Origin of the sequence: Nocardioides sp., assembly GCF_025965415.1 — a bacterium.
In the GTDB taxonomy this organism is placed as follows: domain Bacteria; phylum Actinomycetota; class Actinomycetes; order Propionibacteriales; family Nocardioidaceae; genus Nocardioides.
In genome coordinates, this window is the sequence record NZ_JAOPWY010000088.1 from 1 (window position 1) to 23,863 (window position 23,863).

At 73.0% G+C, this 23,863-nt stretch carries 29 protein-coding genes; 24 read left to right on the top strand and 5 right to left on the bottom strand.

The window, feature by feature from the left end:
- The 13 genes from JWN97_RS09260 to JWN97_RS09320 form a co-directional block, all read left to right on the top strand.
- Window positions 1-220 (top strand): HisA/HisF-related TIM barrel protein (locus JWN97_RS09260; protein WP_297621599.1); only part of this gene is annotated, 220 nt, incomplete at its 5' end.
- Window positions 220-1,044 carry an orotidine-5'-phosphate decarboxylase gene (gene pyrF, locus JWN97_RS09265; RefSeq protein ID WP_297621601.1) on the top strand — a complete coding sequence of 275 codons (825 nt, stop codon included), beginning with the start codon at window positions 220-222 and terminating at the stop codon, window positions 1,042-1,044. The genes JWN97_RS09260 and pyrF, both read left to right, overlap by 1 nt.
- Window positions 1,041-1,478 carry a hypothetical protein gene (locus tag JWN97_RS09270; RefSeq protein WP_297621603.1) on the top strand — a complete coding sequence of 146 codons (438 nt, stop codon included), beginning with the start codon at window positions 1,041-1,043 and terminating at the stop codon, window positions 1,476-1,478. The genes pyrF and JWN97_RS09270 overlap by 4 nt, the downstream gene beginning before the upstream one ends.
- Window positions 1,479-1,615: 137 nt before the next feature.
- Complete coding sequence (mihF, locus tag JWN97_RS09275) at window positions 1,616-1,939, top strand: integration host factor, actinobacterial type (RefSeq protein WP_129475400.1); 324 nt, start codon at window positions 1,616-1,618, stop codon at window positions 1,937-1,939.
- Window positions 1,936-2,544, top strand: a complete 609-nt coding sequence (gmk, locus tag JWN97_RS09280; protein WP_297621605.1) for a guanylate kinase — start codon at window positions 1,936-1,938, stop codon at window positions 2,542-2,544. Before mihF ends, gmk begins: the two co-directional genes overlap by 4 nt.
- Before the next feature lie 15 nt (window positions 2,545-2,559).
- On the top strand, window positions 2,560-2,874 hold the full coding sequence (gene rpoZ, locus JWN97_RS09285; RefSeq protein WP_207085295.1) for a DNA-directed RNA polymerase subunit omega: 315 nt from the start codon (window positions 2,560-2,562) through the stop codon (window positions 2,872-2,874).
- Between the two features lie 12 nt (window positions 2,875-2,886).
- On the top strand, window positions 2,887-4,140 hold the full coding sequence (coaBC, locus tag JWN97_RS09290) for a bifunctional phosphopantothenoylcysteine decarboxylase/phosphopantothenate--cysteine ligase CoaBC (RefSeq protein ID WP_297621611.1): 1,254 nt from the start codon (window positions 2,887-2,889) through the stop codon (window positions 4,138-4,140).
- 70 nt (window positions 4,141-4,210) lie between these two features.
- Complete coding sequence (gene metK / locus JWN97_RS09295; protein WP_297621613.1) at window positions 4,211-5,413, top strand: methionine adenosyltransferase; 1,203 nt, start codon at window positions 4,211-4,213, stop codon at window positions 5,411-5,413.
- Window positions 5,414-5,492: 79 nt separating this feature from the next.
- Window positions 5,493-7,499: a primosomal protein N' gene (locus tag JWN97_RS09300; protein WP_297621615.1), complete on the top strand. Its 2,007-nt coding sequence runs from the start codon at window positions 5,493-5,495 to the stop codon at window positions 7,497-7,499.
- Between the two features lie 105 nt (window positions 7,500-7,604).
- Window positions 7,605-8,150, top strand: coding sequence for a peptide deformylase (gene def / locus JWN97_RS09305; RefSeq protein ID WP_297621617.1), 546 nt, complete (start codon window positions 7,605-7,607; stop codon window positions 8,148-8,150).
- Window positions 8,150-9,076: a methionyl-tRNA formyltransferase gene (fmt, locus tag JWN97_RS09310; RefSeq protein WP_297621619.1), complete on the top strand. Its 927-nt coding sequence runs from the start codon at window positions 8,150-8,152 to the stop codon at window positions 9,074-9,076. Before def ends, fmt begins: the two co-directional genes overlap by 1 nt.
- A 10-nt stretch (window positions 9,077-9,086) precedes the next feature.
- Entirely contained in the window at window positions 9,087-9,512 is a 426-nt protein-coding gene (locus JWN97_RS09315) for an MmcQ/YjbR family DNA-binding protein (protein ID WP_297621621.1), read from the top strand.
- Entirely contained in the window at window positions 9,505-10,824 is a 1,320-nt protein-coding gene (locus JWN97_RS09320; RefSeq protein WP_297621623.1) for a transcription antitermination factor NusB, read from the top strand. Before JWN97_RS09315 ends, JWN97_RS09320 begins: the two co-directional genes overlap by 8 nt.
- Window positions 10,825-10,835: 11 nt before the next feature.
- On the opposite strand, the gene JWN97_RS09325 is transcribed toward JWN97_RS09320, so the two are convergent.
- Window positions 10,836-11,588, bottom strand: coding sequence for an AAA family ATPase (locus JWN97_RS09325; protein WP_297621625.1), 753 nt, complete (start codon window positions 11,586-11,588; stop codon window positions 10,836-10,838).
- Window positions 11,589-11,750: 162 nt separating this feature from the next.
- Between JWN97_RS09325 and JWN97_RS09330 the strand changes: the two genes are divergently transcribed.
- The 6 genes from JWN97_RS09330 to JWN97_RS09355 all read left to right on the top strand — a co-directional run bounded on the left by JWN97_RS09330 (window position 11,751) and on the right by JWN97_RS09355 (window position 16,426).
- Window positions 11,751-12,746, top strand: coding sequence for a hypothetical protein (locus JWN97_RS09330; RefSeq protein ID WP_297621627.1), 996 nt, complete (start codon window positions 11,751-11,753; stop codon window positions 12,744-12,746).
- Window positions 12,747-12,772: 26 nt separating this feature from the next.
- Window positions 12,773-13,744 (top strand): DNA primase small subunit domain-containing protein, encoded by a 972-nt coding sequence (locus JWN97_RS09335; RefSeq protein ID WP_297621628.1) that lies wholly within the window; start codon window positions 12,773-12,775, stop codon window positions 13,742-13,744.
- Window positions 13,745-13,807: 63 nt separating this feature from the next.
- Window positions 13,808-14,755, top strand: a complete 948-nt coding sequence (locus JWN97_RS09340) for a lipid kinase (RefSeq protein WP_297621630.1) — start codon at window positions 13,808-13,810, stop codon at window positions 14,753-14,755.
- A gap of 9 nt (window positions 14,756-14,764) precedes the next feature.
- A complete protein-coding gene (gene rpe / locus JWN97_RS09345; protein ID WP_297621632.1) occupies window positions 14,765-15,427 on the top strand; it encodes a ribulose-phosphate 3-epimerase in 663 nt (220 codons plus the stop codon).
- A 106-nt stretch (window positions 15,428-15,533) separates the two neighbouring features.
- Window positions 15,534-15,935, top strand: coding sequence for a hypothetical protein (locus JWN97_RS09350; protein WP_297621634.1), 402 nt, complete (start codon window positions 15,534-15,536; stop codon window positions 15,933-15,935).
- 23 nt (window positions 15,936-15,958) lie between these two features.
- The gene (locus JWN97_RS09355) at window positions 15,959-16,426 is read left to right on the top strand and encodes a DUF427 domain-containing protein (RefSeq protein WP_297621636.1); all 468 of its coding nucleotides are present in this window, start codon (window positions 15,959-15,961) and stop codon (window positions 16,424-16,426) included.
- Window positions 16,427-16,436: 10 nt separating this feature from the next.
- Here JWN97_RS09355 and JWN97_RS09360 read toward each other — a convergent pair whose 3' ends face one another.
- Together JWN97_RS09360 and JWN97_RS09365 are read right to left on the bottom strand one after the other, a co-directional pair.
- Entirely contained in the window at window positions 16,437-16,664 is a 228-nt protein-coding gene (locus JWN97_RS09360; protein WP_297621638.1) for a DUF5703 family protein, read from the bottom strand.
- A gap of 26 nt (window positions 16,665-16,690) precedes the next feature.
- Window positions 16,691-17,638 carry an aldo/keto reductase gene (locus JWN97_RS09365; RefSeq protein ID WP_297621640.1) on the bottom strand — a complete coding sequence of 316 codons (948 nt, stop codon included), beginning with the start codon at window positions 17,636-17,638 and terminating at the stop codon, window positions 16,691-16,693.
- A 67-nt stretch (window positions 17,639-17,705) separates the two neighbouring features.
- Between JWN97_RS09365 and JWN97_RS09370 the strand changes: the two genes are divergently transcribed.
- On the top strand, window positions 17,706-18,527 hold the full coding sequence (locus tag JWN97_RS09370; RefSeq protein ID WP_297621642.1) for an undecaprenyl-diphosphate phosphatase: 822 nt from the start codon (window positions 17,706-17,708) through the stop codon (window positions 18,525-18,527).
- Here JWN97_RS09370 and JWN97_RS09375 read toward each other — a convergent pair.
- Window positions 18,493-19,734: an MFS transporter gene (locus JWN97_RS09375; RefSeq protein ID WP_297621644.1), complete on the bottom strand. Its 1,242-nt coding sequence runs from the start codon at window positions 19,732-19,734 to the stop codon at window positions 18,493-18,495. The genes JWN97_RS09370 and JWN97_RS09375 overlap by 35 nt on opposite strands.
- Window positions 19,731-20,735: a magnesium/cobalt transporter CorA gene (corA, locus tag JWN97_RS09380; RefSeq protein ID WP_297621646.1), complete on the bottom strand. Its 1,005-nt coding sequence runs from the start codon at window positions 20,733-20,735 to the stop codon at window positions 19,731-19,733. Before corA ends, JWN97_RS09375 begins: the two co-directional genes overlap by 4 nt.
- 31 nt (window positions 20,736-20,766) lie before the next feature.
- On the opposite strand from corA, the gene JWN97_RS09385 reads away from it, so the two are divergent.
- From JWN97_RS09385 to mshC, 4 genes are all read left to right on the top strand, one after another.
- Window positions 20,767-21,498, top strand: coding sequence for a histidine phosphatase family protein (locus JWN97_RS09385; RefSeq protein ID WP_297621648.1), 732 nt, complete (start codon window positions 20,767-20,769; stop codon window positions 21,496-21,498).
- A gap of 10 nt (window positions 21,499-21,508) precedes the next feature.
- Entirely contained in the window at window positions 21,509-22,093 is a 585-nt protein-coding gene (locus JWN97_RS09390) for a DUF3090 domain-containing protein (protein WP_297621650.1), read from the top strand.
- On the top strand, window positions 22,083-22,877 hold the full coding sequence (locus JWN97_RS09395) for an SCO1664 family protein (protein ID WP_297621652.1): 795 nt from the start codon (window positions 22,083-22,085) through the stop codon (window positions 22,875-22,877). Before JWN97_RS09390 ends, JWN97_RS09395 begins: the two co-directional genes overlap by 11 nt.
- 63 nt (window positions 22,878-22,940) lie before the next feature.
- A partial coding sequence (gene mshC / locus JWN97_RS09400; protein ID WP_297621654.1) for a cysteine--1-D-myo-inosityl 2-amino-2-deoxy-alpha-D-glucopyranoside ligase occupies window positions 22,941-23,863 on the top strand: 923 nt, incomplete at its 3' end.

The following is a 23,863-nucleotide window of genomic DNA, read 5'->3' on the forward strand; positions in this document are numbered from 1 at the left end:
CGCGCCGATCGCGCTGCGGTGCGTCGCCGCCGTCCACCAGGCGCTGCCCGGCCTGCCGCTGGTCGGCTGCGGGGGCGTGCGCGACGTCGCCTCGGCCCGGGCCTACCTCGCCGCCGGTGCCACGTCCGTCCAGGTCGGCACCGCCCTGCTCCACGACCCGACCACGGTCGCCCGGCTGCGGGCCGACCTCGCCACCCACCCGTCCCCCCAGGAGGACTGATGACCCCGTTCGGCACCCGGCTGGCCCAGGCCATCGAGGAGCGCGGCCGCTTCTGCGTGGGCATCGACCCGCACGCCGCCCTCCTGCAGGAGTGGGGGCTCCGCGACGACGTCGCGTCGCTGGAGCGCTTCGCCCTGACCGTCGTGGAGGCCGTGGCCCCCGTGGTCGGCGTGGTGAAGCCGCAGAGCGCGTTCTACGAGCGGTTCGGCAGCCGAGGGATCGCCGTCCTCGAACGCGTCATCGCCGAGTCGCGCGAGGCCGGCGCCCTGGTGCTGCTCGACGTCAAGCGCGGCGACATCGGCACCACGAGCCAGGCCTACGCCGACGCCTACCTCGACCCGGCGTCGCCACTGGCGTCCGACGCGATCACCGCCAGCCCCTACCTCGGCTTCGGCTCGCTGGACCCGATGGTGGAGGCCTGCCACCGGCACGGCGGGGGCCTGTTCGTGCTCGCGCTGACCTCCAACAAGGAGGGTCCGGAGGTCCAGCACGCCAGCACCGGCGCGGGCACCGTGGCCGGTGCCATGCTCGACCACCTGCGCACCCTCAACGCCGGGGCCGACCCGGTGGGCTCCTTCGGCGCGGTCGTCGGCGCCACCATCGGCAGCACCGACGAGGACCTCGACATCAACGGGCCCTTCCTCGTGCCCGGCTACGGCGCCCAGGGCGGCACCGCCGCCGATCTCGACCGGATCTTCGGGACCGCCGCGCGGTGGGCGCTGCCCAGCTCCTCGCGCGAGGTCCTGTCCGCCGGGCCCGACGTGACGGCGCTGCGCGACGCGGCCCGGCGCGGCAACGACGCCGTGCAGGGGCTGGGCGGGTGAGGCAGCTCGCCCTCGCCTCCCTGGTGGCCTGCCTCGCCCTGACCGGGTGCTCCGGCGACCCCCAGGAGCGCTACTGCGACGCGGTCCAGGAGCACCAGACGGCGCTCAGCGACATCGCCGCCTCGGAGGACGCCGGGGCGATCTTCGGCGCGCTCGACGCCTACGAGGACCTGCAGGACAAGGCGCCCCGCGACATCGCCGACGACTGGGCGGAGGTCGTCGACCCGCTGCGCGAGCTCGAGCAGGTCCTGACCGACCACGGTGTCGACCCGTCGTCGTACGCCGCGGACGACCCGCCCGCGGACCTCGACGACGAGGGGCGCCGGGCCATCGAGGCAGCGGCCCGCGCGGTCGGCTCCGAGCAGACGGTGACGGCGATGGCGGCGGTGGAGCAGCACGCCCTGGACGTCTGCGGGACACCTCTGTCCCGCTAGGCCCCGCCCGTGGCCGGCCCGGTCTGTCGGCCAGATCACGTCGCCGTCCGGATCGACGGGGCTCGATTGCCTGCCCCGCGGCGATCTGACTAGATTGAGCCGAACCACCAGCCGACCCACCCTTAAGGACAGCTTTCGTGGCCTTGCCCCCTCTGACGCCCGAGCAGCGCCAGGCAGCCCTCGACAAGGCTGCGGCCTCCCGACGAGAGCGGGCCGAGGTGAAGAACCGCCTGAAGAACTCCGGCGGCTCGATCCTCGACGTGCTGGTCGAGGGCCGCACCAACGAGGTGATCGGCAAGATGCGCGTCGTCGAGCTGCTCCAGTCGGTGCCGGGCCTCGGGCGGGTGCGCGCGCGCCAGGTGATGCAGCGCCTCGGCATCGCCGAGAGCCGCCGGGTGCGCGGCCTGGGCGTCAAGCAGGTCGCCGCGCTCGAGCGCGAGTTCGGCCCCGACGCGTCGTGATCGAGGCAGAGCACGAGACCGGCAACGCCACCCACCGCTCGCGGCTGATCGTCCTCGCCGGCCCGACCGCCGTCGGCAAGGGCACCGTCGCCGCCGACGTGCGCCGCACGCACCCCGAGGTCTGGATCTCCGTCTCCGCGACCACGCGCGCACCGCGGCCCGGGGAGGAGAACGGCGTCCACTACTGGTTCGTCTCCGACGAGGAGTTCGACTCGATGGTCGAGAAGGGCGACCTCCTCGAGTGGGCGGTCGTCCACAAGGCGGCCCGCTACGGCACCCCGCGCGGCCCCGTCGACCTCGCCCTCGCCTCCGGGAAGGCCGCGATGCTGGAGATCGACCTCCAGGGCGCGCGCCAGGTGCGCGAGACGATGCCCGAGGCGCTGTTCGTCTTCCTCAAGCCACCGTCCTGGGACGAGCTCGTACGCCGTCTCGTCGGTCGCGGCACCGAGTCCGAGGCCGAGCGTGAGCGTCGGCTCGAGACCGCGCGGGCCGAGCTGGCGGCGGAGAGCGAGTTCGACGTGACCATCGTCAACCACGAAGTTCACGCTGCAGCCGAGCAGTTGGTAGCCTTGATGGTTGGACCCGTTTCCAACCGATCTGACTAGCGAGGCACCATCACCGTGGCTTCTCCCACCATCGCCGCCGAGGGCGTCACCAACCCCTCGATCGACGACCTGCTCACCAAGACCGACAGCAAGTACAAGCTGGTGCTCTACAGCGCCCAGCGCGCCCGCCAGATCAACGCCTACTACTCCCAGCTCGGTGAGGGCCTCCTCGAGTACGTCGGCCCCCTCGTCGACACGCACGTGCAGGAGAAGCCGCTCTCGATCGCGCTCCGCGAGATCAACGACGACCTCCTGACCTGCGAGGACATCGACCCCGCCGCCGAGGCCGCCGCCGCCGAGGCCGCTGCCGCCGGCGACGCGACGGAGTGACGCGAGCCTTCGATGAGTGACGGGCGCCGCCCTGAGCAGGTTGCGCAGCAACCGTGTCGAAGGGTCGTCCTGGGGGTCTCGGGCGGCATCGCGGCCTACAAGGCCTGCGAGCTGCTCCGCCGGTTCAGCGAGTCGGGGCACGACGTCACCGTCGTGCCCACGGCCGCTGCGCTGGAGTTCGTCGGCGCACCCACGTGGGCGGCGCTCTCCGGCAAGCCGGTGTCCACCGACGTGTGGACCGACGTGCACGCCGTGCCGCACGTCCAGATCGGCCAGCACGCCGACGTGGTCGTGGTCGCCCCGGCGACCGCCGACCTGCTGGCCAAGGCCGCGCACGGGCTGGCCGACGACCTGCTGACCAACACGCTGCTCACCGCTCGCTGCCCGGTGGTGTTCGCCCCCGCGATGCACACCGAGATGTGGGAGCACCCCGCGACGCAGGCCAACGTCGCCACGCTGCGCCAGCGCGGCGCCGTCGTCATCGAGCCCGCCGAGGGCCGGCTCACCGGCGCCGACACCGGCAAGGGACGCCTGCCCGACCCGGTCGAGATCTTCGAGCTGGTGCTGGGCGTCCTCGACCGGGGCGCGCCGCCGCAGGACCTGACCGGTCGCAAGGTCGTGGTGTCCGCCGGCGGCACCCGCGAGTACCTCGACCCGGTGCGGTTCCTCGGCAACCGGTCCTCGGGGCTCCAGGGCTACGCCCTCGCCCGGGCCGCCGCCTCGCGCGGTGCGCACGTCACGCTGCTCAGCGCCAACGTCGCCTTGCCCGACCCCGCCGGCGTGAGCGTCGTACGGGTCGAGACGACCGAACAGCTGCGGGAGGCCGTCGTCACCGCCACTGCGACCGCCGACGCCGTCGTCATGGCCGCCGCCCCAGCGGACTTCCGTCCGACGTCGGTCAGCGACGCCAAGATCAAGAAGGCCGACGACGGGTCGGCGCCGGCCATCGAGCTGGAGCAGAACCCCGACATCCTCGCCGAGATCTCCCACGACCGCGCCCGTGCGGGCACCGTCGTCGTCGGCTTCGCGGCGGAGACGGGCGACGCCACCGGCTCGGTGCTCGAGCTCGGGCGCAGCAAGCTCGCCCGCAAGGGCTGCGACCTGCTCGTCGTCAACGACGTCACCGGGGGAGCCGTGTTCGGGAGCACCGACAACGAGGCGGTCATCCTCGGAGCCGACGGCGCAGTGGTCGACGTGCCTCGCGGCACCAAGATCGCGCTCGCCCACGTGATCTGGGACGAGGTCTCCCGGCGATTCGCCGAGTGAGACGTGCGACCCGGACGCTGGGCAGCAGGTACGTTCAACTCACCCGTTCCACACAAGAATTGAGTACATCGTGGCTGGACGCCTCTTCACCTCCGAGTCCGTGACCGAGGGTCACCCGGACAAGATCGCCGACCGCATCAGCGACTCGGTGCTCGACCACCTCATGGCCGAGGACCCCGACCGCGCCAACCTGCGTGTCGCGGTGGAGACCCTCCTGACCACCGGCCTGGTCGTCGTCGCGGGCGAGGTCCGCACCACGGCCTACGCCCCCGTCGCCGACATCGTGCGCAAGGCGATCCTGGAGATCGGCTACGACTCCTCCGACAAGGGCTTCGACGGCACCACGTGCGGCGTCCAGGTCGCCATCGGCGCCCAGTCGACCGACATCGCCGCAGGCGTCGACGCCGGCCACGAGTCACGCGTCGGCTCGTCCGAGGACGAGCTCGACCTCCGCGGTGCCGGCGACCAGGGCCTGATGTTCGGCTACGCCTGTGACGACACCCCCGAGCTGATGCCGCTCCCGATCACCATCGCCCAGCGGCTGGCCCAGCGCCTCACGCAGGTCCGCAAGGACGGCGTCCTCGACTACCTCCGTCCCGACGGCAAGACCCAGGTCACCATCGAGTACGACGCGGACGACCGCCCGGTGCGCATCGACACCGTCGTGCTGTCCACCCAGCACGGCCCCGACGTCGAGCACGCCCAGCTCGAGGCCGACATCAAGCAGCACGTGATCGACCCGGTCCTGGCCGACTTCGACCTGCCGTCCGACGGCTACCGCATGCTGGTGAACCCGACCGGCACCTTCGTCATCGGCGGCCCGATGGGTGACGCCGGCCTGACAGGTCGCAAGATCATCGTCGACACCTACGGCGGCATGGCTCGCCACGGCGGCGGCGCGTTCTCCGGCAAGGACCCGTCGAAGGTGGACCGCTCGGCCGCCTACGCCATGCGCTTGGTGGCCAAGAACGTCGTCGCCGCGGGCCTGGCCCGTCGCTGCGAGGCCCAGGTCGCCTACGCCATCGGCAAGGCCGCCCCGGTCGGTGTCTTCATCGAGACCTTCGGCACCGGCGTCGTCCCGGACGAGAAGATCCAGGAGGCGGTCCTCGAGGTCTTCGACCTCCGCCCGGCCGCGATCATCCGCGACCTCGACCTGCTGCGCCCGATCTACGCCCAGACCTCGGCCTACGGCCACTTCGGTCGCGAGCTCCCCGACTTCACCTGGGAGACCACCGACCGCGCCGAGAAGCTGAAGGCCGCCGCCGGCATCTGAGGCACTGGTCGCGCAGAAGTCGGCACGCCTGCTCCACCGGCAGGCCGTGCTGTCCGAGCCCGCTGACACAATCGCGCCCATGACCGACCACGAAGCCCCGGAAGCGGACATGCTCCCGGGGCTTCGTGCTGCCGTCGACGACGCGAAGGCGAAGGCTGCCGCCACCCGCCGCCGCAAGGCGGCCTCGTGGGAGCCGGCCGGGACCGACCCCGTGGCGCGGGTCCTGGTCGACATCGCGCTGGCCCACCTGGACCGCCCCTTCGACTATGCCGTCCCCGCGGCGATGGCCGCGACGGCCGTCCCGGGTGCTCGGGTCAAGGTGCGCTTCGCCGGCCAGGACGTGGACGGCTACGTCGTCGAGCGCGCGAGCACGACCGACCACACCGGGACCCTCCAGCCGCTGCGGCGGGTGGTGAGCCCGGAGCCGGTCCTGGCACCGGAGATCGCCCGGCTCAGCGAGACCCTGGCGAGGCGCTACGCGGGGGCGCGCTCCGACGTGCTCCGCCTGGCGGTCCCGCCGCGCCACGCCACCACCGAGAAGCAGGAGTCCGCCCCGGCGCCCACGCCCGTGCCGCCGGCCACCGGGGCCTGGGCCGAGGTCGAGCACGGCGACGCGTTCCTCCGCCGACTCGCGGCCGGTGACTCCCCGCGCGCGGTCTGGGCCGCGGCACCCGCCGACGACTGGCCCGCGATGGTCGCCGAGGCGGTGGCGACAACGTACGCCGCCGGGCGGGGCGCGCTCGTCTGCGTGCCCGACCGGCGCGACGTCACCCGCGTCGATGCGGCCCTGCTCGACATGCTGGGCGAGGGCCACCACGTGTGCCTTACCGCAGACGGCGGTCCCGCGGCGCGCTACCGCGACTTCCTGGCCGTCGCTCGAGGGGCACGCCGGATCGTGGTCGGCACGCGCTCGGCCGCGTTCGCGCCCGTCCACGACCTCGGGCTGGTGGTGCTCTGGGACGACGGCGACGACCTGCACGCCGAGCCCCGGGCCCCCTACCCCCACACCCGCGAGGTGCTGCTGACCCGGGCCGAGGAGCAGTCCACGGCAGCGCTGCTCGGTGGCGTGGCGCGGACCCCCGAGGTGGAGCAGCTAGTCGCCTCCGGCTGGGCCCACGAGCTCGCGGTGCCCCGCGAGGTGCTGCGGCGCCGCGTGCGCGTCGAGGCGGTGCCCGCCGAGGACCGCCAGGTCGGCACCCGCATCCCACGGGCGGCCTACGACGCCATCCGGCGCGGCCTGGAGGCCGGACCGGTCCTCGTGCAGACACCGCGGGCCGGCTACGCGGCGTCCCTGGCCTGCGAGACCTGCCGTGCCCCGGCACGCTGCGCCGTCTGCACGGGACCACTGGTCGTGTCCGGCCCCACCGTGCCGCCCCAGTGCCGCTGGTGCGGCCACGTCGAGGCGGCCTGGGCCTGCAGCACCTGTGGCGGGCGGGGCCTCCGGGCGCCGGTGCGGGGGGAGGCGCGGACCGCCGAGGAGCTCGGCCGGATGTTCCCCGGCACCACCGTGCGCAGCTCCAGCGGCGAGCGCGTGGTCGAGCGGGTCGGTGCGCACGCCGACCTGGTCGTGGCGACCGTCGGCGCCGAGCCCGTGGCGGAGGAGGGCTACACGGCCGTCGTCATCCTCGACACCTGGCTGAGCCTGGCGCGCGACGACCTGCGCGCCGCCGAGGAGGCGCTGCGCCGCTGGCTCAACGCCGCGGTGCTCGTCCGGCCGGGCGGGCACGTCGTGGCCGTGGGCGACCCGGCCCACCCCGCCCTCCAGGCGCTGGTCCGGTGGGACCCGACCGGCTTCGCGCGCCGCGAGGCCGACGAGCGCGCGCAGGCGCACCTGCCGCCGGCCGCCCGGCTGGCCACGGTGACCGGTGACCTCGGTGCCCTCGACGACGTACTCACGCTCGTCGACCTGCCGGAGGGCGCCGAGGTGCTGGGCCCGGTGGCGGTCGACGACGAGTTCCGGGTGCTGCTGCGGGTGCCCTGGTCACGGGGGCCCGCGCTGTCGGCGGCGCTGGGCGACCTGCAACGGATCCGGTCGGCCCGCAAGCTCGACGCGGTCCGGATCCAGGTGGACCCACTCGCCATCTAGCCGTGGTGCTCCGCGACCCGACGCCGATGGGTCGGCAGGGCGGGGCGTCCCTAGACTTGGCCCGCCCCCCAGCCCCCGGGGCCATCCCACGTCGCAAGGAGTTCCGTGGCCATCCAGCCCATCCGCCTCTTCGGCGACCCCGTGCTCCGCCAGCGTGCGATCGAGGTCGACAGCTTCGACAAGGAGATCCAGCAGCTCGTCACCGATCTCACCGACACGATGCTGGCCGCACCCGGTGCCGGGCTGGCGGCCCCGCAGATCGGCGTCGGCCTGCGCGTCTTCACCTGGTACGTCCACGGAGAGACGGGGCACCTGGTGAACCCGTCCCTCGAGCTCTCCGACGAGACCCAGGACGGCGCCGAGGGCTGCCTGTCGCTCCCCGAGCTGACCTACGACTGCCTCCGGGCGCTCTCGGTGGTCGCGACCGGCTTCGACATGCACGGCGAACCGCAGCGGATCGAGGCCTCCGAGCTCCTCGCCCGCGCCATGCAGCACGAGACCGACCACCTCGACGGGATCCTCTTCATCGACAAGCTCGACACGGCCGCCCGCAAGGCGGCGATGAAGGAGATCCGCGAGTCCGACTGGTTCGGGCTCGAGAAGCCCACGGTCAGGATCAGCCCCCACGCAACGAACGGAAGCTTCTTCTGATGCGCGTCGTCTTCGCCGGCACCCCCGAGGTGGCGGTCCCCGCCCTCGACGCGATCGCCCGCAGCCGGCACGAGCTCGTCGGCGTCGTCACGCGTCCCGACGCCCCCAGCGGTCGGGGCCGCAAGCTGGTCGCCAGCCCGGTCGCGCAGCGGGCGGAGGAGCTCGGCGTACCCGTCCTCAAGCCCGAGCACCCCCGCGACCCCGACTTCCAGAAGGCGCTGGCCGAGCTGCGTCCCGATGCCTGTCCCGTGGTGGCCTACGGTGCGCTGCTGCCCCAGTCGGCGCTGGACCTCGTGCCCCACGGCTGGATCAACCTGCACTTCTCCGTGCTGCCGTCCTGGCGCGGTGCCGCACCGGTCCAGCACTCGCTGTGGGCGGGCGACGAGGTCACCGGCGCGACCACGTTCCGCATCGTCAAGGCGCTCGACGCGGGCCCGGTCTTCGGCATCATGACCGAGCGGATCCGCCCCGGCGACACTGCGGGCGACCTGCTCGAGCGGCTGGCCGAGGGAGGGTCCGGCCTGCTGGTGCAGACCCTCGACGGCATCGAGGACGGCTCCCTCGAGGCGCGCGAGCAGCCGGAGGACGGCGTGTCCTACGCCCCGAAGATCCTGGTCGACGACGCCCGCATCGACTGGACCCACCCGGCCGTCGGGATCGACCGCCAGGTGCGGGCCTGCACTCCCGCGCCCGGCGCGTGGAGCACCTTCGAGGGGGAGCGGATCAAGATCGGGCCAGTGGTGCCCACCGACCGTCCGCCGCTCGAGCCGGGCGTCATCGAGGTCACCAAGAACGCCGTGCTCGTGGGCACCTCGACCGCGCCGGTCCGCCTGGGCGAGGTCAAGGCCTTCGGCAAGAAGCAGATGGCGGCCGCGGACTGGGCCCGGGGCGTGCGCCTGGAGTCGGGCGTCCGGCTCGGTGACTAGGGTCGACCAGGTGAGCACCGACGCGGACCGGCCCGCACGGCCGGAGGACATCGACGAGATCTGCGGCGCGCTGCCGGAGACCGAGCTCGGCACGTCCTGGGGCGACCGGCCGACGTGGAAGGTGCCGCGAGGGCCGAAGGGCAAGGGCTTCCTGCTCTTCCGGGCACCCGGCCCGACCGCGATCGACCCGGAGACCGGGGAGCCGTTCGACGACCTGGTGGTGATCACCACGCCCACCGAGGTCGAGAAGCTCGCCCTCGTCGAGGACGAGGCCACGCCGTTCTTCACCATCGACCACTTCCGCGGCTACAGCGCCGTCCTGGTCCAGCAGTCCCGGCTGGGCGAGATCGGCCGCGACGAGCTGGCCGAGGTGATCACCGAGGCGTGGGCCGCCAAGGCCCCCAAGAAGCTGGTCCGGGAGCACTTCGGTGACTGAGCGCCGCCGGCCCGTCGACCGGCCGCGGCGAGCGGCGCTGGACGTGCTCACCGCGGTGCGCGTCGACGAGGCGTACGCCAACCTCGTGCTGCCGCAGGTGCTCCGCAAGCACCGGCTCGACGGCCGCGACGCCGCGCTCGCCACCGAGCTCGCGTCGGGTGCGATCCGCATGCAGGGTCTCTACGACCCGGTGATCGACGCCTGCCTGACCAAGCCGAAGCTCCAGCCCGAGGTGCGCGACGTGCTGCGCCTGGGCGTCCACCAGCTGCTGTCGATGCGCGTGCCCGACCACGCCGCGATCTCCACCAGCGTGGACCTGGTCCGCGCCAGCGTCGGTCAGGGACCGGCCGGGCTCGTCAACGCGGTCCTGCGCAAGGTCAGCCGACGTCCCCTCCCCGACTGGATCGACGCGGTCGCCCCCGACCGCGCGACCGACCCGCACGGCCACCTCGCCGTGGCGCACTCCCACCCGCGCTGGGTCGTCGACGCCCTGGCCGAGGCGCTGGGCGACGACGCCGAGCTCGAGGCCCTCCTGGTCGCCGACAACGCCGCTCCGCGCGTCACCCTGGCGGCCCGACCGGGCCTGGCCGACGTCGAGGAGCTGGTGGCCGCAGGAGGCACCCGCACCAGCCTGTCGCCGTACGGCGTCGTGCTGGCCGGCGGCGACCCGTCCGGGGTGCCGGCCGTCGCCGAGGGGCGGGCCGGGGTCCAGGACGAGGGCTCGCAGCTGGTCGCCCTGGCCATGACGGACGCGCCCCTCGACGGGCGCGACGAGCGCTGGCTCGACCTGTGTGCGGGGCCCGGCGGCAAGGCGGCCCTGCTGGCCTCTCTGGCGGCCCAGCGGGGTGCCCACCTCGTGGCCAACGAGCGGCAGCCGCACCGTGCGGACCTGGTCGCCTCCGCCGTGCGGGCGGTGCCGCCGGGCGCCGTCCACGTCCTGGCCGGCGACGGCACCCGCCCGCCGTGGGTCCCGGGCACCTTCGACCGCGTCCTGGTGGACGCCCCGTGCTCCGGCCTGGGTGCGCTGCGCCGGAGGCCGGAGTCGCGCTGGCGTCGCCGGCCGTCCGACGTTGAGGTGCTGGTGGGACTGCAGCAGGTCCTGCTCGACGTGGCGCTCGAGTCGGTCCGGCCGGGCGGGGTGGTGGTCTACGCGACCTGCTCACCGGTCGTCGCCGAGACCGCCGACGTGGTGCGCGCCGTGCTGGGCCGGCGCGACGACACCGACGAGCTCGACCGGTTCCAGCTGTGGCCGCACCGCGAGGGCACCGACGCGATGTTCGCGGTCACCCTGCGCCGGCGCGGGCTCGCCTGAGGACCGCGGGCTCAGTCGTCCTGGAGGTGGCGGAGGTAGGACCACGGCTCGCCCAGGTAGCGGCGCCAGTGGTCCACGATCTCGAGGTCCTGCCACGCCGTCTCCCGCAGGCCCCACGTCCCGGTCTCGAGGATCCGGGCGCCCGGCATCGCCGCCAGCACGGGGGAGTGGGTCGCGCACAGGACCTGTCCGCCCCGGGCGACGACCCGCTGCAGGGTCGCGATCAGGCCGAGTGTGGAGGAGAAGGAGAGCGCGGCCTCCGGCTCGTCGAGGCAGAAGAAGCCCTTGCCGGTGAACCTCGACTCGAGCACGGCGAGGAACGACTCGCCGTGGCTGAGCGCGTGGAAGGAGACGTCCTGCGGACCGGAGGGCGGCTTCGGGTTGTCCTCGAGGTAGGAGTACCAGCCGTGCATCGTCTCGGCGCGCAGGAAGAAGCCCCACTTGCTCGACCCGGCACCGCGCACCAGCTGGAGCGCGTCGCCGAGTACCGACTCCGTGGGCCGCGTCGAGTGCATGCTGTGGGTGCTGCCGCCCTCGGGTGACATCCCGAACGACGTGGCGACCGTCTCGACGAGGGTCGACTTGCCCGAGCCGTTCTCGCCGACCAGGAAGGTCACCCCAGGGCCGAGGTCGAGCCCCTCGGCCAGGACCTGCGCCACGGCCGGGATGGAGGCCGGGTAGTGGTCCGCCGCGAGCGCGTGCCCGGGACGTACGTCGACGCGGCGCACCGGGTGGCGCGGGAAGTCGGCACCCCTCAACGACATGGCGACACTCTGCCACCCACCCCGGCAGGTGGGAGCACGCTGACAAACAGGTGACAGAAGGGTGTCGGCTGTTCACAACGCGGGACCGGCCGAGCATGATGGAGTCCTGCGCGGCACGCCGGAGGGGTGCGTCGCGTCACGGGGAGCAGGTAGGGAATGCGTGTGCGGTCCACTCTGACGGTCGTTGTCGCGACGGCCCTGCTGGTCGCGCTGGGCGTCGGCCCGGCGCAGGCGGACGGAGCACGCACGCTGACCGGCCCCAGCACGGGCGACCCCGACGTGTTCTTGACGTTCGTCGGGTGCACCGACCTGTTCGGCACGTCCTCCGCTCCCGCGTCCCGTCTCAACCTCGGGCCCTACGCCGCCCCGCTCGGCCGCCGCTCCCTCGGCCTCATGCCCACGGGCGCCGGCACCGCCTCGGGACCGTTCGTCCGCTTCGGCTCGCTGGCCGGTGTCGACTCCTCGCTCTCGGTGGCCTCGACCACGGGCAGCCAGGGCGTCTCCCACATCATGAGCATCACGCCGTCCAGCCCTCCCGGCACCGCGTGGGCCGGGCGCGCCGCCCTCACCGCTCCGCCCGGCTCGTGGACCGAGGTGTCCAGCGCGGCCCTGACCTACGACTGGTCGCTGGTCGACCTGTCGACGCTGGCCCCGGTGTCCCCGGCCGGCTCCGCCACCCCGGCGGCGTTCGCCGCAGAGCACGGCGACGGCGCCGGCTTCGTGGTGACCGGCTTCGGGTGCGACGGCCGGCCCTTCAACCTCGACGCGGTCCGCGGCTGCGGCTCGACCTTCGACTTCGAGGGCATCGCGCTCTCCACGACGGTCAGCGTCGATCGGCAGCAGGCAGCGCCGGGGGAGAAGGTGTCCGTCAGCGGCCGGGTCACCGACGGCGGGGGCCGCGTCACCGGCGACCCCCTCGTCCTCGAGTCCCGGGCGCCGGGAGGCGTGTGGAGCCCGGTCGGGCCCGCCGTCCTGCCCGACCGGAGCGGCGTCGCCCAGGTCGACGTACCCGTCCCCGACACCACCGAGTTCCGCTGGCACCGCCCGGAGAGCCAGTACGCCGACGAGGGCTGGTCCGACGCGGTGACCGTTACGGTCGACCAGCCGGCGCCCGCACCCACCCCGGCCGAGAGCACGCCGGCTGCTGCGAAGAAGTAGCGCCCGCTCCCGACTAGGCTCGGGGCATGCCGTCGCCGTTCACCGAGGTCGAGGTCGACGACCGCGTCGTCAAGGTCACCAACCCCGACCGGATCTACTTCCCTCCCCGCGACGGCAGGCCGGGCGCGACGAAGATGGACCTCGTCGACTACTACCTCGCCGTGGGTGACGGCATCGTCAACGCGCTCTTCGAGCGGCCCTGCATGCTGCACCGCTTCCCCAAGGGCCTGGCGGGCGACAAGGTGCACCAGAAGCGCCTGCCCGCGGGGGCGCCGGAGTGGGTCGAGACCGTCCAGCTGTTCTTCCCGCGATGGAAGCGCACCGCCGACGAGCTCTGCGTGACCGAGCTGGCGAGCGTCATCTGGGCGGTCCAGATGTCCACCGTCGAGTTCCACCCGTGGAACAGCCGCCGCGCCGACACCGAGAAGCCCGACGAGTGGCGCATCGACCTCGATCCGGGGCCGGACTGCGACTGGGCCACCGTGCAGCGCGTCGCGCACGTCGCCCACGGGGTGCTCGACGAGCTCGGCGCGGTGGGGTTCCCCAAGACCAGCGGCGGCTCGGGCCTGCACGTCTACGTCCGGATCCCGCCCGACCACGGCTTCCAGGACGTACGCCGTGGCGCGCTGGCGTTCGCGCGCGAGGTCGAGCGCCGGGGCGGGGGAGAGGTGACCACCGCCTGGTGGCGCAAGGACCGCGACCCGGCCCAGCTCTTCGTCGACTACAACCAGAACGCCCGTGACCACACGATCGCGGCCGCCTACTCCGTGCGCGGGGTGGCCGAGGCCCGCGTGTCCGCTCCGATCCGGTGGGACGAGGTCGACGACTGCGAGCCCGACGACTTCACGATCTTCACCATGCCGGAGCGCTTCGCCGAGATCGGCGACCTGCACGCCGACATCGACGGCCACCCCTTCGACATCGCGCCGCTGCTGGAGTGGGCGGACCGTGACGAGGCGGAGGGCGCTGCAACGCCTCCGGAGCCGGAGCAGGACTGAGCCACAGCCCGCGCACAGGCAGTCCTCACCGTCCTCTCACGTGGGCCTCCTAGCGTGGGCGGCATGTCCGAAGGCCTGCACACCCAGCCCCCTCTCGGCCGCGTCGCCGTCGTCGTCAACACCGCGTCGCGCACCGGAGCCCGCGCCCTGCCGCTCGTGAAGCCCGCGCTGCAGAAGACCTCCGAGGAGGTCGTGGTCCACCCGGCCCACGGCGGGCTGGAGCTGCTCGACGCGCTGGGTGCGGCGATGGACGAGGGGCCGGACCTCCTGGTGGTCGGCGGCGGGGACGGCACGATCGGATGTGCCGCCGGGCTGGTCGCCCACACCGGGACGGTCCTCGGCGTGCTGCCGCTGGGCACCGCCAACGACTTCGCCCGCACGCTGGAGATCCCCACCGACCTGGCGGCCGCCGTGGACACCCTCCTCACCGGCAAGGTGGTCGACGTCGACCTCGGCAGGGTCGACGGGCGGGCCTACCTCAACGTCGCGTCACTCGGTCTCTCGGTGGCCGTGGCGCGGCGGTTGACCCCGGGGCTCAAGCGTCGGCTCGGGAGGTTCGCCTACCCGGTGGCCACTCTCGGGGCCTACCGCGGGCACCGCCCCTTCTCGGCGCGACTCGAGCTCGACGACGGCACCGTCCTGGAGCTGCCGGACCTCATGCAGGTGGCGGTCGGCAACGGACGGCACTACGGCGGCGGCCTCACTGTGTCCCCGGACGCGTCCATCGACGACCACCTCCTCGACGTGTACGCCGTCGAGCAGGGCCGCTTGCGCGACCACGTCTCGATCGCGCGCCTGCTGCGCACCGGCCACCTCGTCGAGCACGAGCGGGTCCACCACGCGACGGCGCGCCGCCTCCGGCTGCTCACCGACGAGCCCCTGGAGGTCAACCTCGACGGTGAGGTCGCGGCCACCACGCCGGCGACGTTCGAGGTGGACCGCAACGCGCTGCACGTCGTCGTACCCGTCCACAGCCGAGCCGCGCGGAAGGATGACGCACCGAGTCCCTAGGATCAGGGCGTGGGCATCCAGATCACTCCCAGCATCCTCAACGCCGACCTGTCGCGCCTGGCCGACGAGGTCGCCCGGATCCCCAGCGCCGACTGGGTGCACGTCGACGTGATGGACAACCACTTCGTCCCCAACCTGACGCTGGGTCTGCCGGTCATCGAGGCCCTCAGCCGGCACGCCACCCAGCCGATCGACGTCCACCTGATGATCGAGGACGCCGACCGCTGGGCCCCGGCCTACGCCGAGGCCGGCTGCGGGTCGGTCACCTTCCACGCGGAGGCGGCCAAGGCGCCCGTCCGGCTCGCCCGCGAGATCCGTGCCCAGGGGGCGCGCGCGTCGATGGCGCTCAAGCCGGCCACCCCGGTCGAGCCCTACGAGGCGCTGCTGTCCGAGCTCGACATGCTGCTGATCATGACGGTCGAGCCGGGCTTCGGCGGTCAGAAGTTCCTCGACCTGTGCCTGCCCAAGATCCGCACCGCGCGCGAGCTGATGCGCAAGCACGGCGTCGAGACCTGGCTCCAGATCGACGGCGGGGTGTCGCTGGAGACCATCGAGCGCTGCGTCGAGGCCGGAGCCGACGTGTTCGTCGCCGGCTCCGCGGTCTACTCCGCGGACGACCCGGACGCCATGGTGCGCGAGCTCCGGGCCCGTGCCGAGGCGGCCGTCGACTGATGCAGCGCCACGAGCGGCTGTGGGATCGGCTCCTCACCCTGCTCGGCATCCCGGGAGAGGTCGACGCGACCACGCCCGGTGGACTGAGGCGCCCGGGTGGAGCGTCATGACTCGGCCGGCGACGGTCGAGGACATCCACGCCACCGCGCGAGCGATGCCCCACGTGACCGTCTTCCGGCCTGAGAGCAACCCCGTCTACCAGGTAGGGAGCAAGTCGTTCGTCTTCTTCCGGACCCCCCGACCCGATGCCGTCGACCCCGAGACGGGAGAGCGCTACGACGACGTCATCGTCATCTGGGTGGCGTCCGAGGGCGACAAGCAGGCGCTGCTCCAGGACGACCGGCTGCCCTTCTTCACCACCGCGCACTTCGATGGGCATCCCTCGGTCCTCCTCCGGGCCTCTCGCGTCGGCGAGATCGACCGCGACGAGCTGATCGAGATCGTCGAGGAGGCGTGGCTCGCGCAGGCGTCAGCGCGGCGCGGCGCGGCATGGCTGCAGGACCGGTAGGACCCCGTCCGTAGATTCGAGGCATGACCGAGTCCGTGTGGGACTACCCGCGGCCACCCCGGGTGGAGCCGAGCAGCGAGCACGTCGTGGTGACCCACGCCGGCGTCGTGCTGGCCGACACGACCGCGAGCCTGCGGGTGCTGGAGACGAGCCACCCGCCGACCTACTACCTGCCGCGGAGCGCCTTCGCCGACGGAGTCCTCCGCCCCGGGCAGCAGGGCGCCTCGTGGTGCGAGTGGAAGGGCAGAGCCGACTACTTCGACCTCGTGGTCGGCGACGAGGTGCTGCCCGCCATCGCCTGGACCTACCCCACGCCGTCGAAGGGCTTCGAGGCGCTGGTCGACCACGTCGCGCTCTATCCCGGTCGCGTGGACCGCTGCACGGTCGACGGCGAGGTCGTCCAGCCGCAGCCCGGCCACTTCTACGGCGGCTGGATCACCTCACGCGTCACCGGACCGTTCAAGGGATCGCCGGGCACCTCCGGCTGGTGAGGCGCCCGGGTCAGCCGGCGAAGAGGGTCAGCCGCTGGCGGATGATCTTGCGGCGCAGCACCACCCGGCGCTTGCCGTCGTGGCCGATGCGGAGCCGGTCGAGCTCCCAGCCGCCGTGCTCGGCGCGCTCGACGAGCAACCGGGTCACGACGTTGCGGGAGAAGTCGCTGGGCAGCACGAGCGTGTCGAACTCCCACTCCACCCCGCGGGCGGGTGGGCGGCGCTGGATCCTGGGCATGGGGTCTCCTCCCGGTCTCGGTGCGGTCAGTCGGCGGACACGTCGTCGAGGGCGTCGACGATCTCGGCAGGCAGGGTCAGCTCCTCGATGCCGAGTGCGCCGTCGAGCTGGGCGGCGGTGCGGGCCCCGACGATCGGCGAGGTGACCCCGGGCCGGTCGCGCACCCAGACCAGGGACACCTCCAGGGGAGACCAGCCGAGCCCGTCGGCGGCACGCGCGACCGCCTCGACGATGCCCCGGCCACGTTCGTCGAGGTAGGCCCCGACGAAACGGGCGAAGTGCTCGGTGGCGCCGCGCGAGTCGGACGGCGTACCGGTGCGGTACTTGCCGGTCAGCACGCCGCGTCCGAGCGGGGACCACGGCAGGACACCGAGGCCGAGTGCCTCGGCCGCCGGGAGGACCTCGTGCTCGACCTGGCGGTTGAGCAGGGAGTACTCGACCTGGGTGGAGGCCAGGGGAGTGCGACCGGGGACCGCGCGCTGCCAGGTGGCGGCCTGCGCGGTCTGCCAGCCGGTGTAGTTGGAGATGCCGACGTAGGACGCGCGACCGGAGGTCACCGCGAGGTCGAGCGCCGACAGCGTCTCCTCGACGGGCGCCTCGTCGGTCCACACGTGGACCTGCCACAGGTCCACGTGGTCGACCCCGAGGCGCCGGAGCGAGGCGTCGAGCGTGGTGAGCAGGTGGCCGCGCGAGGTGTTGGTGACCCGCTCGCCCGAACGACGGGAGATGCCGGCCTTCGTGGCCAGCACGACCTCGTCGCGACCGACGACGTCGCCGATGAGGGTGCCGATCAGCTCCTCGCTGGCACCGTCGCCGTAGCCGGCGGCCGTGTCGACCAGCGTCCCGCCCGCCTCGGCGAACGCGATGAGCTGGTCGCGCGCCTCGTGCTCGTCGGTGTCGCGGCCCCAGGTCATGGTGCCCAGACCCAGCCGGGAGACCTTAAGACCGGTGGCGCCGAGGGAACGCTGCTGCATGGAGGTGAGAGTAGCGACGGGTCCTGCGCGGACGGGACCTGACGCGCCCGTAGGCTCCTGCCCTGTGATGGATCTCTTCAAGGCCGTGGTGCTCGGTGTCATCCAGGGGCTGACCGAGTTCCTCCCGATCTCCAGCAGCGCGCACCTGCGGATCTTCCCCGAGCTCTTCGGCTGGGGCGATCCGGGCGCGGCCTTCACGGCGGTGATCCAGATCGGCACCGAGCTCGCCGTGCTGATCTACTTCCGCAAGGACATCTGGCGCATCGGGAGCGCCTGGGTCCGCTCGCTCGTCCAGCCGGAGTACCGCGGCACCCTCGACGCCCGCATGGGGTGGTACATCATCGTCGGCTCGCTGCCGATCGTGGTGCTGGGCGTGCTCCTCAAGGACGTGATCGAGAAGGACTTCCGCAACCTCTGGATCATCGGCACCACGCTGATCGTGCTCGGCGTGGTGCTCGGCATCGCGGACCGCATCGGTCGCACGGACCGCCCACTGGGCAAGCTCGCCCTCAAGGACGCCGTGCTCATGGGCCTGGCCCAGGCCCTCGCCATCATCCCCGGCGTCTCGCGCTCGGGTGCGACCATCTCGATGGGCCGGTTCCTCGGCCTCGACCGTGAGGCCGCCACCCGCTTCGCGTTCCTGCTCGCGATCCCGGCGGTGGTCGGGGCGGGGCTCTTCGAGCTCAAGGAGATCCCCCACGGCCACAACGACTTCGGCTGGGGACCGACCCTCACCGCGACGGTCGTCTCCTTCGTCGTCGGCTACGCCGCCATCGCGTGGCTGCTGCGCTACGTCAGCACCCGGTCGTACACGCCGTTCGTCGTCTACCGGATCCTGCTCGGCGCGGGCACGCTCATCCTGCTCGGTGCCGGAGTGCTGAGCGCCTGAACGTGTCCACCAGGAGCACCAGCGCAACGCCCTGGGAGACCGCCACCACCGCGACCAGCGCCGGCAGCGACCGCTCGTAGAGCCAGCCGGCACCCACGCCGCCGACGATGGCTAGCAGACCCTGGATGCCCGCGAAGACGCCGTACGCCGTCGCCCGGCGCGGCGCCTCCACTAGGTCCGCGATCACGGCCTTGACCGTGGAGTCCTGCACGCCTTGCGCGGAGCCCCACGCCACGACGCCGACGACGACGGCGGCGAGGGCCGACCCCAGCGCGAGTGCGGGAACCAGCGCCACCAGGACGGGCACGACGAGCAGCACCCTGGGGCCGGTGCTGTCGTAGATCGAGCCGACCAGCAGGGCCGCCACCGCCTCGACCGCCATCGCCCCGGCGTAGACGACCGGGACCGCCGCGACGGGCACGAGTCCCTCGACGGTCAGGTGGTAGCCGATGATGCCGAAGGTCACCAGTGCGCCCGTGGTCAGCGACGCGGCGACGGCGTAGCGGAAGAAGTCGCCTGACAACCCGGCGCCGACCGCCTCCGCCCACCACCCGCGTCGCTCCGCGGCGCCGGCCGCGGGCACGGCGGCAGCCTGGGCGTCGTACACCCCCGGGTCGGGGACCCTGCGACGGAGCGTGAACAGCAGCAGCATCGCGATCGCGCCGGGCACGGCGAGCACCGCCATGCCCCACCACAGCGAACCCAAGGCGACCACCCCCGCCACCAGGAGCGGGCCCGCGAACGCACCTACCTGGTCGAGCGCCTTGTGGACGCCGAAGCCGCGCCCGCGCCCGACGGCCGCGGCGACGTATGCGAGCAGCGCCGACTTCGACGGCGAGCGCACGGCCTTGCCGAGGCGTTCGAGCAGGATCATGGTCGCCGCGAAGCCCAGCCCCGCGGCTCCGAGGCGTGGTGCGAGGGCGAGCAGCGGCACGCACACGGCGGTGAGGCCGTAGCCGAGGATCGTCAGCGACCAGTAGCGGCCGGTGCGGTCCGCCAGGGGGCCGAAGGCCAGCCGAAGCACCAGCGCGACGGCCTCGCCCGCACCAGTGACGAGGCCGACGACCACGGCCGACGCGCCGAGGGCCGCGAGCAGCGGTCCGTAGACCGAGCGAGCCCCCTCGTAGACCATGTCGGCGCTCAGGCTGACGAAGCCGAACCACCACACCACCCGCCACGCCGAGGGCGCGGTCGAGGGTGGCGTCACAACCAGCCGGACTTCTTGAACAGCGCGAAGAGCCCGGCCGCCACGCCCGCCATGAGGACCAGGGCGAAGGGATAGCCGTAGGTCCAGGACAGCTCGGGCATGTGCGTGAAGTTCATGCCGTACACGCCGGCGATCAGGGTGGGTACGACGACCAGCGCGGCGCCCGCGGAGATCTTGCGCATGTCCTCGTTCTGCTGGACCGAGATCCGGGCCAGGTGACCGTCGTAGGCGGTCGACAGGAGGATGTCGAGGCTGTCGATGACCTCGGAGACCCGCTGGAGGTGGTCGGCCACGTCGCGGAAGTAGGTGGCGGCCTCGGAGGTGATGGGGATGAGGGCGCGTGGGATGGCACCGCTCTCCGAGACCGTGGATAACTTGCGCATCGGCTCGCGCAGCGGCAGCACCGCCCGGCGCACCTCGGCGATCTCCCGCTTGAGGACGTAGATGCGGGTCGAGTCGTCGGTGCGCGCGGTGGAGAAGACGGACTGCTCCACCTCGTCGACGTCCTCCTCGAGCGCGGCGCCAACCCGCTCGTACTCGTCGACGACCCGGTCGCAGATGGCGTAGACGACCCCCATCGGTCCGGCCTCCAGCACCTTGGCCCGGGCCTCGAGGTCGCGGCGCGACTCGGCGAGGTCGATGCCCTCGCCGTGGCGCACGGTGACCACGAAGTCCTTGCCGACGAACACGTTGATCTCGCCCGTCTCGACGGCGTCCTCCGCATCGACGTACCAGAGCGTCTTGAGGACGAGGAAGAGCGTCTGGCCGTAGTGCTCGAGCTTGGGCCGCTGGTGGGAGTCGCCCGCGTCCTCCACAGCCAGAGGGTGCAGGTCGAAGGTGTCGGCGATCAGCTGGAGCTCGTCGGGGCTCGGGTCGTGGATGCCGATCCACTGGAAGTCACCCGGGTCGCACGGCACCCGCGCGTGCCCGAGGCTCTGGTCGTCGCCCGCACCCAGCGGGACCCGCTTGCCCTGGTGGTAGAGGGCGTTGTCCACGATCACTGGGTCAGGCTAGTCCCACTAGGGTCGACAGGTGCCCACTGTGATCCTCGTCCGACACGGCCGTTCCACCGCCAACGCGACCGGCGTCCTGGCCGGGCGCCTGCCCGGCGTGCACCTCGACGACACCGGCGTGAGCCAGGCGGCGGCCGTCGGTGAGCGGCTGGCCGGCGTACGCCTCGCCGCCGCGGTCACGAGCCCGCTCGAGCGGTGCCGCGAGACGTGCCGCGAGATCACCCGGCCCCAGGCGCAGACCCTGCGTGCCACCACGGACAAGCAGCTGTCCGAGTGCGACTACGGCGAGTGGCAGGGCCGGCCCCTGCGGGAGCTGGCCAAGGAGAAGCTCTGGAAGACCGTGCAGGCCCAGCCCTCGGCGGCGACCTTTCCCGGTGGTGAGTCGATGCGGGCCATGCAGGACCGGGCGGTGGCCGCCGTCCGGCGCCACGACGCCCGCGTCGCGGCGGAGCACGGCGAGGACGCGGTGTGGCTCGTGGTCAGCCACGGCGACGTCATCAAGTCGATCCTCGCCGACGCCCTCGGCACGCACCTGGACCTCTTCCAGCGCATCCACGTCGACCCGGCCTCGGTGTCGATCGTGCGCTACAGCGAGTCGCGGCCGTTCGTCCTCGGCACCAACACGCACGCCGGGGACCTGACCTGGCTGATCCCGCCCAAGAAGGCGCGCCGACGTCGCAGCGGCGACGCGGATGTCGGCGGGGGAGCGGGGCCGGGCACCGCGGCCGGACCGCAGACAGCGACGTCCTAGGGTGAGTGGCATGCCTGTCGTGCACCGTTTCGACCCGCCCGAGCGCTTCGTTGCCGGCACCGTTGGCGAGCCCGGCCAGCGCACCTTCTTCCTCCAGGCCCGCGAGGGTGCGCGCCTGGTCAGCGTCTCGCTCGAGAAGCAGCAGGTCTCGGCCCTCGCCGAGCGCATCGACGAGCTCCTCGACGAGCTGATGGATGCGGCCGGCGACGAGGTGCTGATCCCGGCGATCGCACCCCGCGACCTGGTCGACAAGCAGCCCCTGGAGCAGCCGATCGAGGAGGAGTTCCGCGCCGGCACGATGACGCTGTCGTGGGACGGCACCGACGAGCGCGTGGTGATCGAGGTCTTCCCCTTCACCGAGGCCGCCGTCGTCTCTCCGGAGCAGCTGCAGGAGGACCTCGACGACCTGCTCGAGCCCGAGCCGGAGGAGATCTTCCTCGTCCGGCTCTCGGCGGCCGCCGCGCGGTCGTTCGTCGAGCGCTCGCGGTCCGTGATCGGCGCGGGCCGCCCCGACTGCCCCTTCTGCGGGGAGCCGGTCGACCCCGCGGGACACCTGTGCGTCCGGGCCAACGGCTTCCGTCGTCGTGAGCCCTGACGCAGACCTGTCCGGGGGCCGCCCGGAAGGCTTCCCGACGGGCGAGCTCACGCTCCACGGCCGGGTGCTGCCCGCCTCCAACGCGACCTTCGTCGGCGAGCTCGACGGCGTCCGCGTCGTCTACAAGCCCGTCGCGGGCGAACGACCGCTGTGGGACTTCCCCGACGGCACCCTCGCCGGCCGCGAGGTGGCGGCGTACGCCGTCTCCGAGGCGCTCGGCTGGAACATCGTGCCGCCGACGGTCCTCGGCGACGGCCCCCACGGCCCGGGCATGGTCCAGCTGTGGCGCGACGAGGTCGAGGACCAGTCACCTGTCGACATCGTCGCCGAGGGGGAGCTCCCCGACGGCTTCCGACACGTCTTCGACGGGCTCGACGCGCACGACCAGCCGGTCTCGCTGGTCCACGAGGACTCCGAGGCGCTGCGCCGGATGGCGCTGTTCGACGTCGTGGTCAACAACGCCGACCGCAAGGGCGGCCACGTCCTGCCGATGCCCGACGGCCACCGCTTCGGCGTCGACCACGGCCTGACCTTCCACGTGGAGCACAAGCTGCGCACCGTCCTGTGGGGTTTCGTCGGCGAGCCCCTGACGGACGACGAGGCGGCCGGCCTGCGCCGGCTCGACTCCGCCCTCGCGGGCGACCTCGGCCGGCGGCTCGCCGGGCTCGTGTCCCAGGACGAGGTGGCCACCACGGCGCGCCGGATCTCACGGCTGCTGGCGCGCGGTGCGTTCCCGGCGCCCGCCTCGTCGGCGTACCCGGTCATCCCCTGGCCACCGTTCTGAGGCCGCCGGTGACGCCGCCCCTCGTGCGTCGGTCCCTCCCGACCGACGGATAGGCTGCCCGCCATGCGTGCCTGGTCGTCCCCCGACGTTCCCCGACTGTCCGTGACGGCCCCGCCGGTGCGGGTGCACGACACCGCGAGCGGCGCCCTGGTCGAGACCCGGCCCGGGGGTCCGGCCCGGATGTACGTCTGCGGCATCACGCCCTACGACGCGACGCACATGGGCCACGCCGCGACCTACGTCGGCTTCGACCTCCTCAACCGCGCCTGGCGCAACGCCGGCCACGACGTCACCTACGTCCAGAACGTCACCGACGTCGACGACCCGCTGCTCGAGCGGGCCGCCAAGGTCAAGGTCGACTGGGTCGAGCTCGCCGAGCGCGAGACGCAGCTCTTCCGCGACGACATGGAGGCGCTGCGCGTCCTGCCGCCCGCCCACTACATCGGCGCGGTGGAGTCGATCCCGCAGGTCATCGAGCTGATCCAGTGCCTCGACGAGGCTGGCGCCGTCTACCGCGTCGACGACGACCTCTACTTCTCCGTGACCGCCGACGACACGTTCGGGGCGGTGTCCGGTCTCGACCGCGCGGCGATGCTCGCGATCTTCCCCGACCGCGGGGGCGACCCCGACCGCGAGGGCAAGCGCGACCCGCTCGACTGCCTGCTCTGGCGCGCCGAGCGCCCGGGTGAGCCGGCCTGGGACAGCCCGTGGGGACCCGGGCGGCCCGGCTGGCACATCGAGTGCACCGCGATCGCGCTCGATCACCTCGGCACGTCGTTCGACGTGCAGGGCGGCGGCAGCGACCTGGCCTTCCCGCACCACGAGATGTCCGCCGGCCACGGCCAGGTGGCGCACCCCGGCGCGCGCTTCGCGCGGACCTACACGCACGCCGGCATGGTCGCCTACGACGGCGAGAAGATGTCGAAGTCCAAGGGCAACCTCGTCTTCGTCTCCGCGCTGCGGATGAGCGAGGTCGACCCGATGGC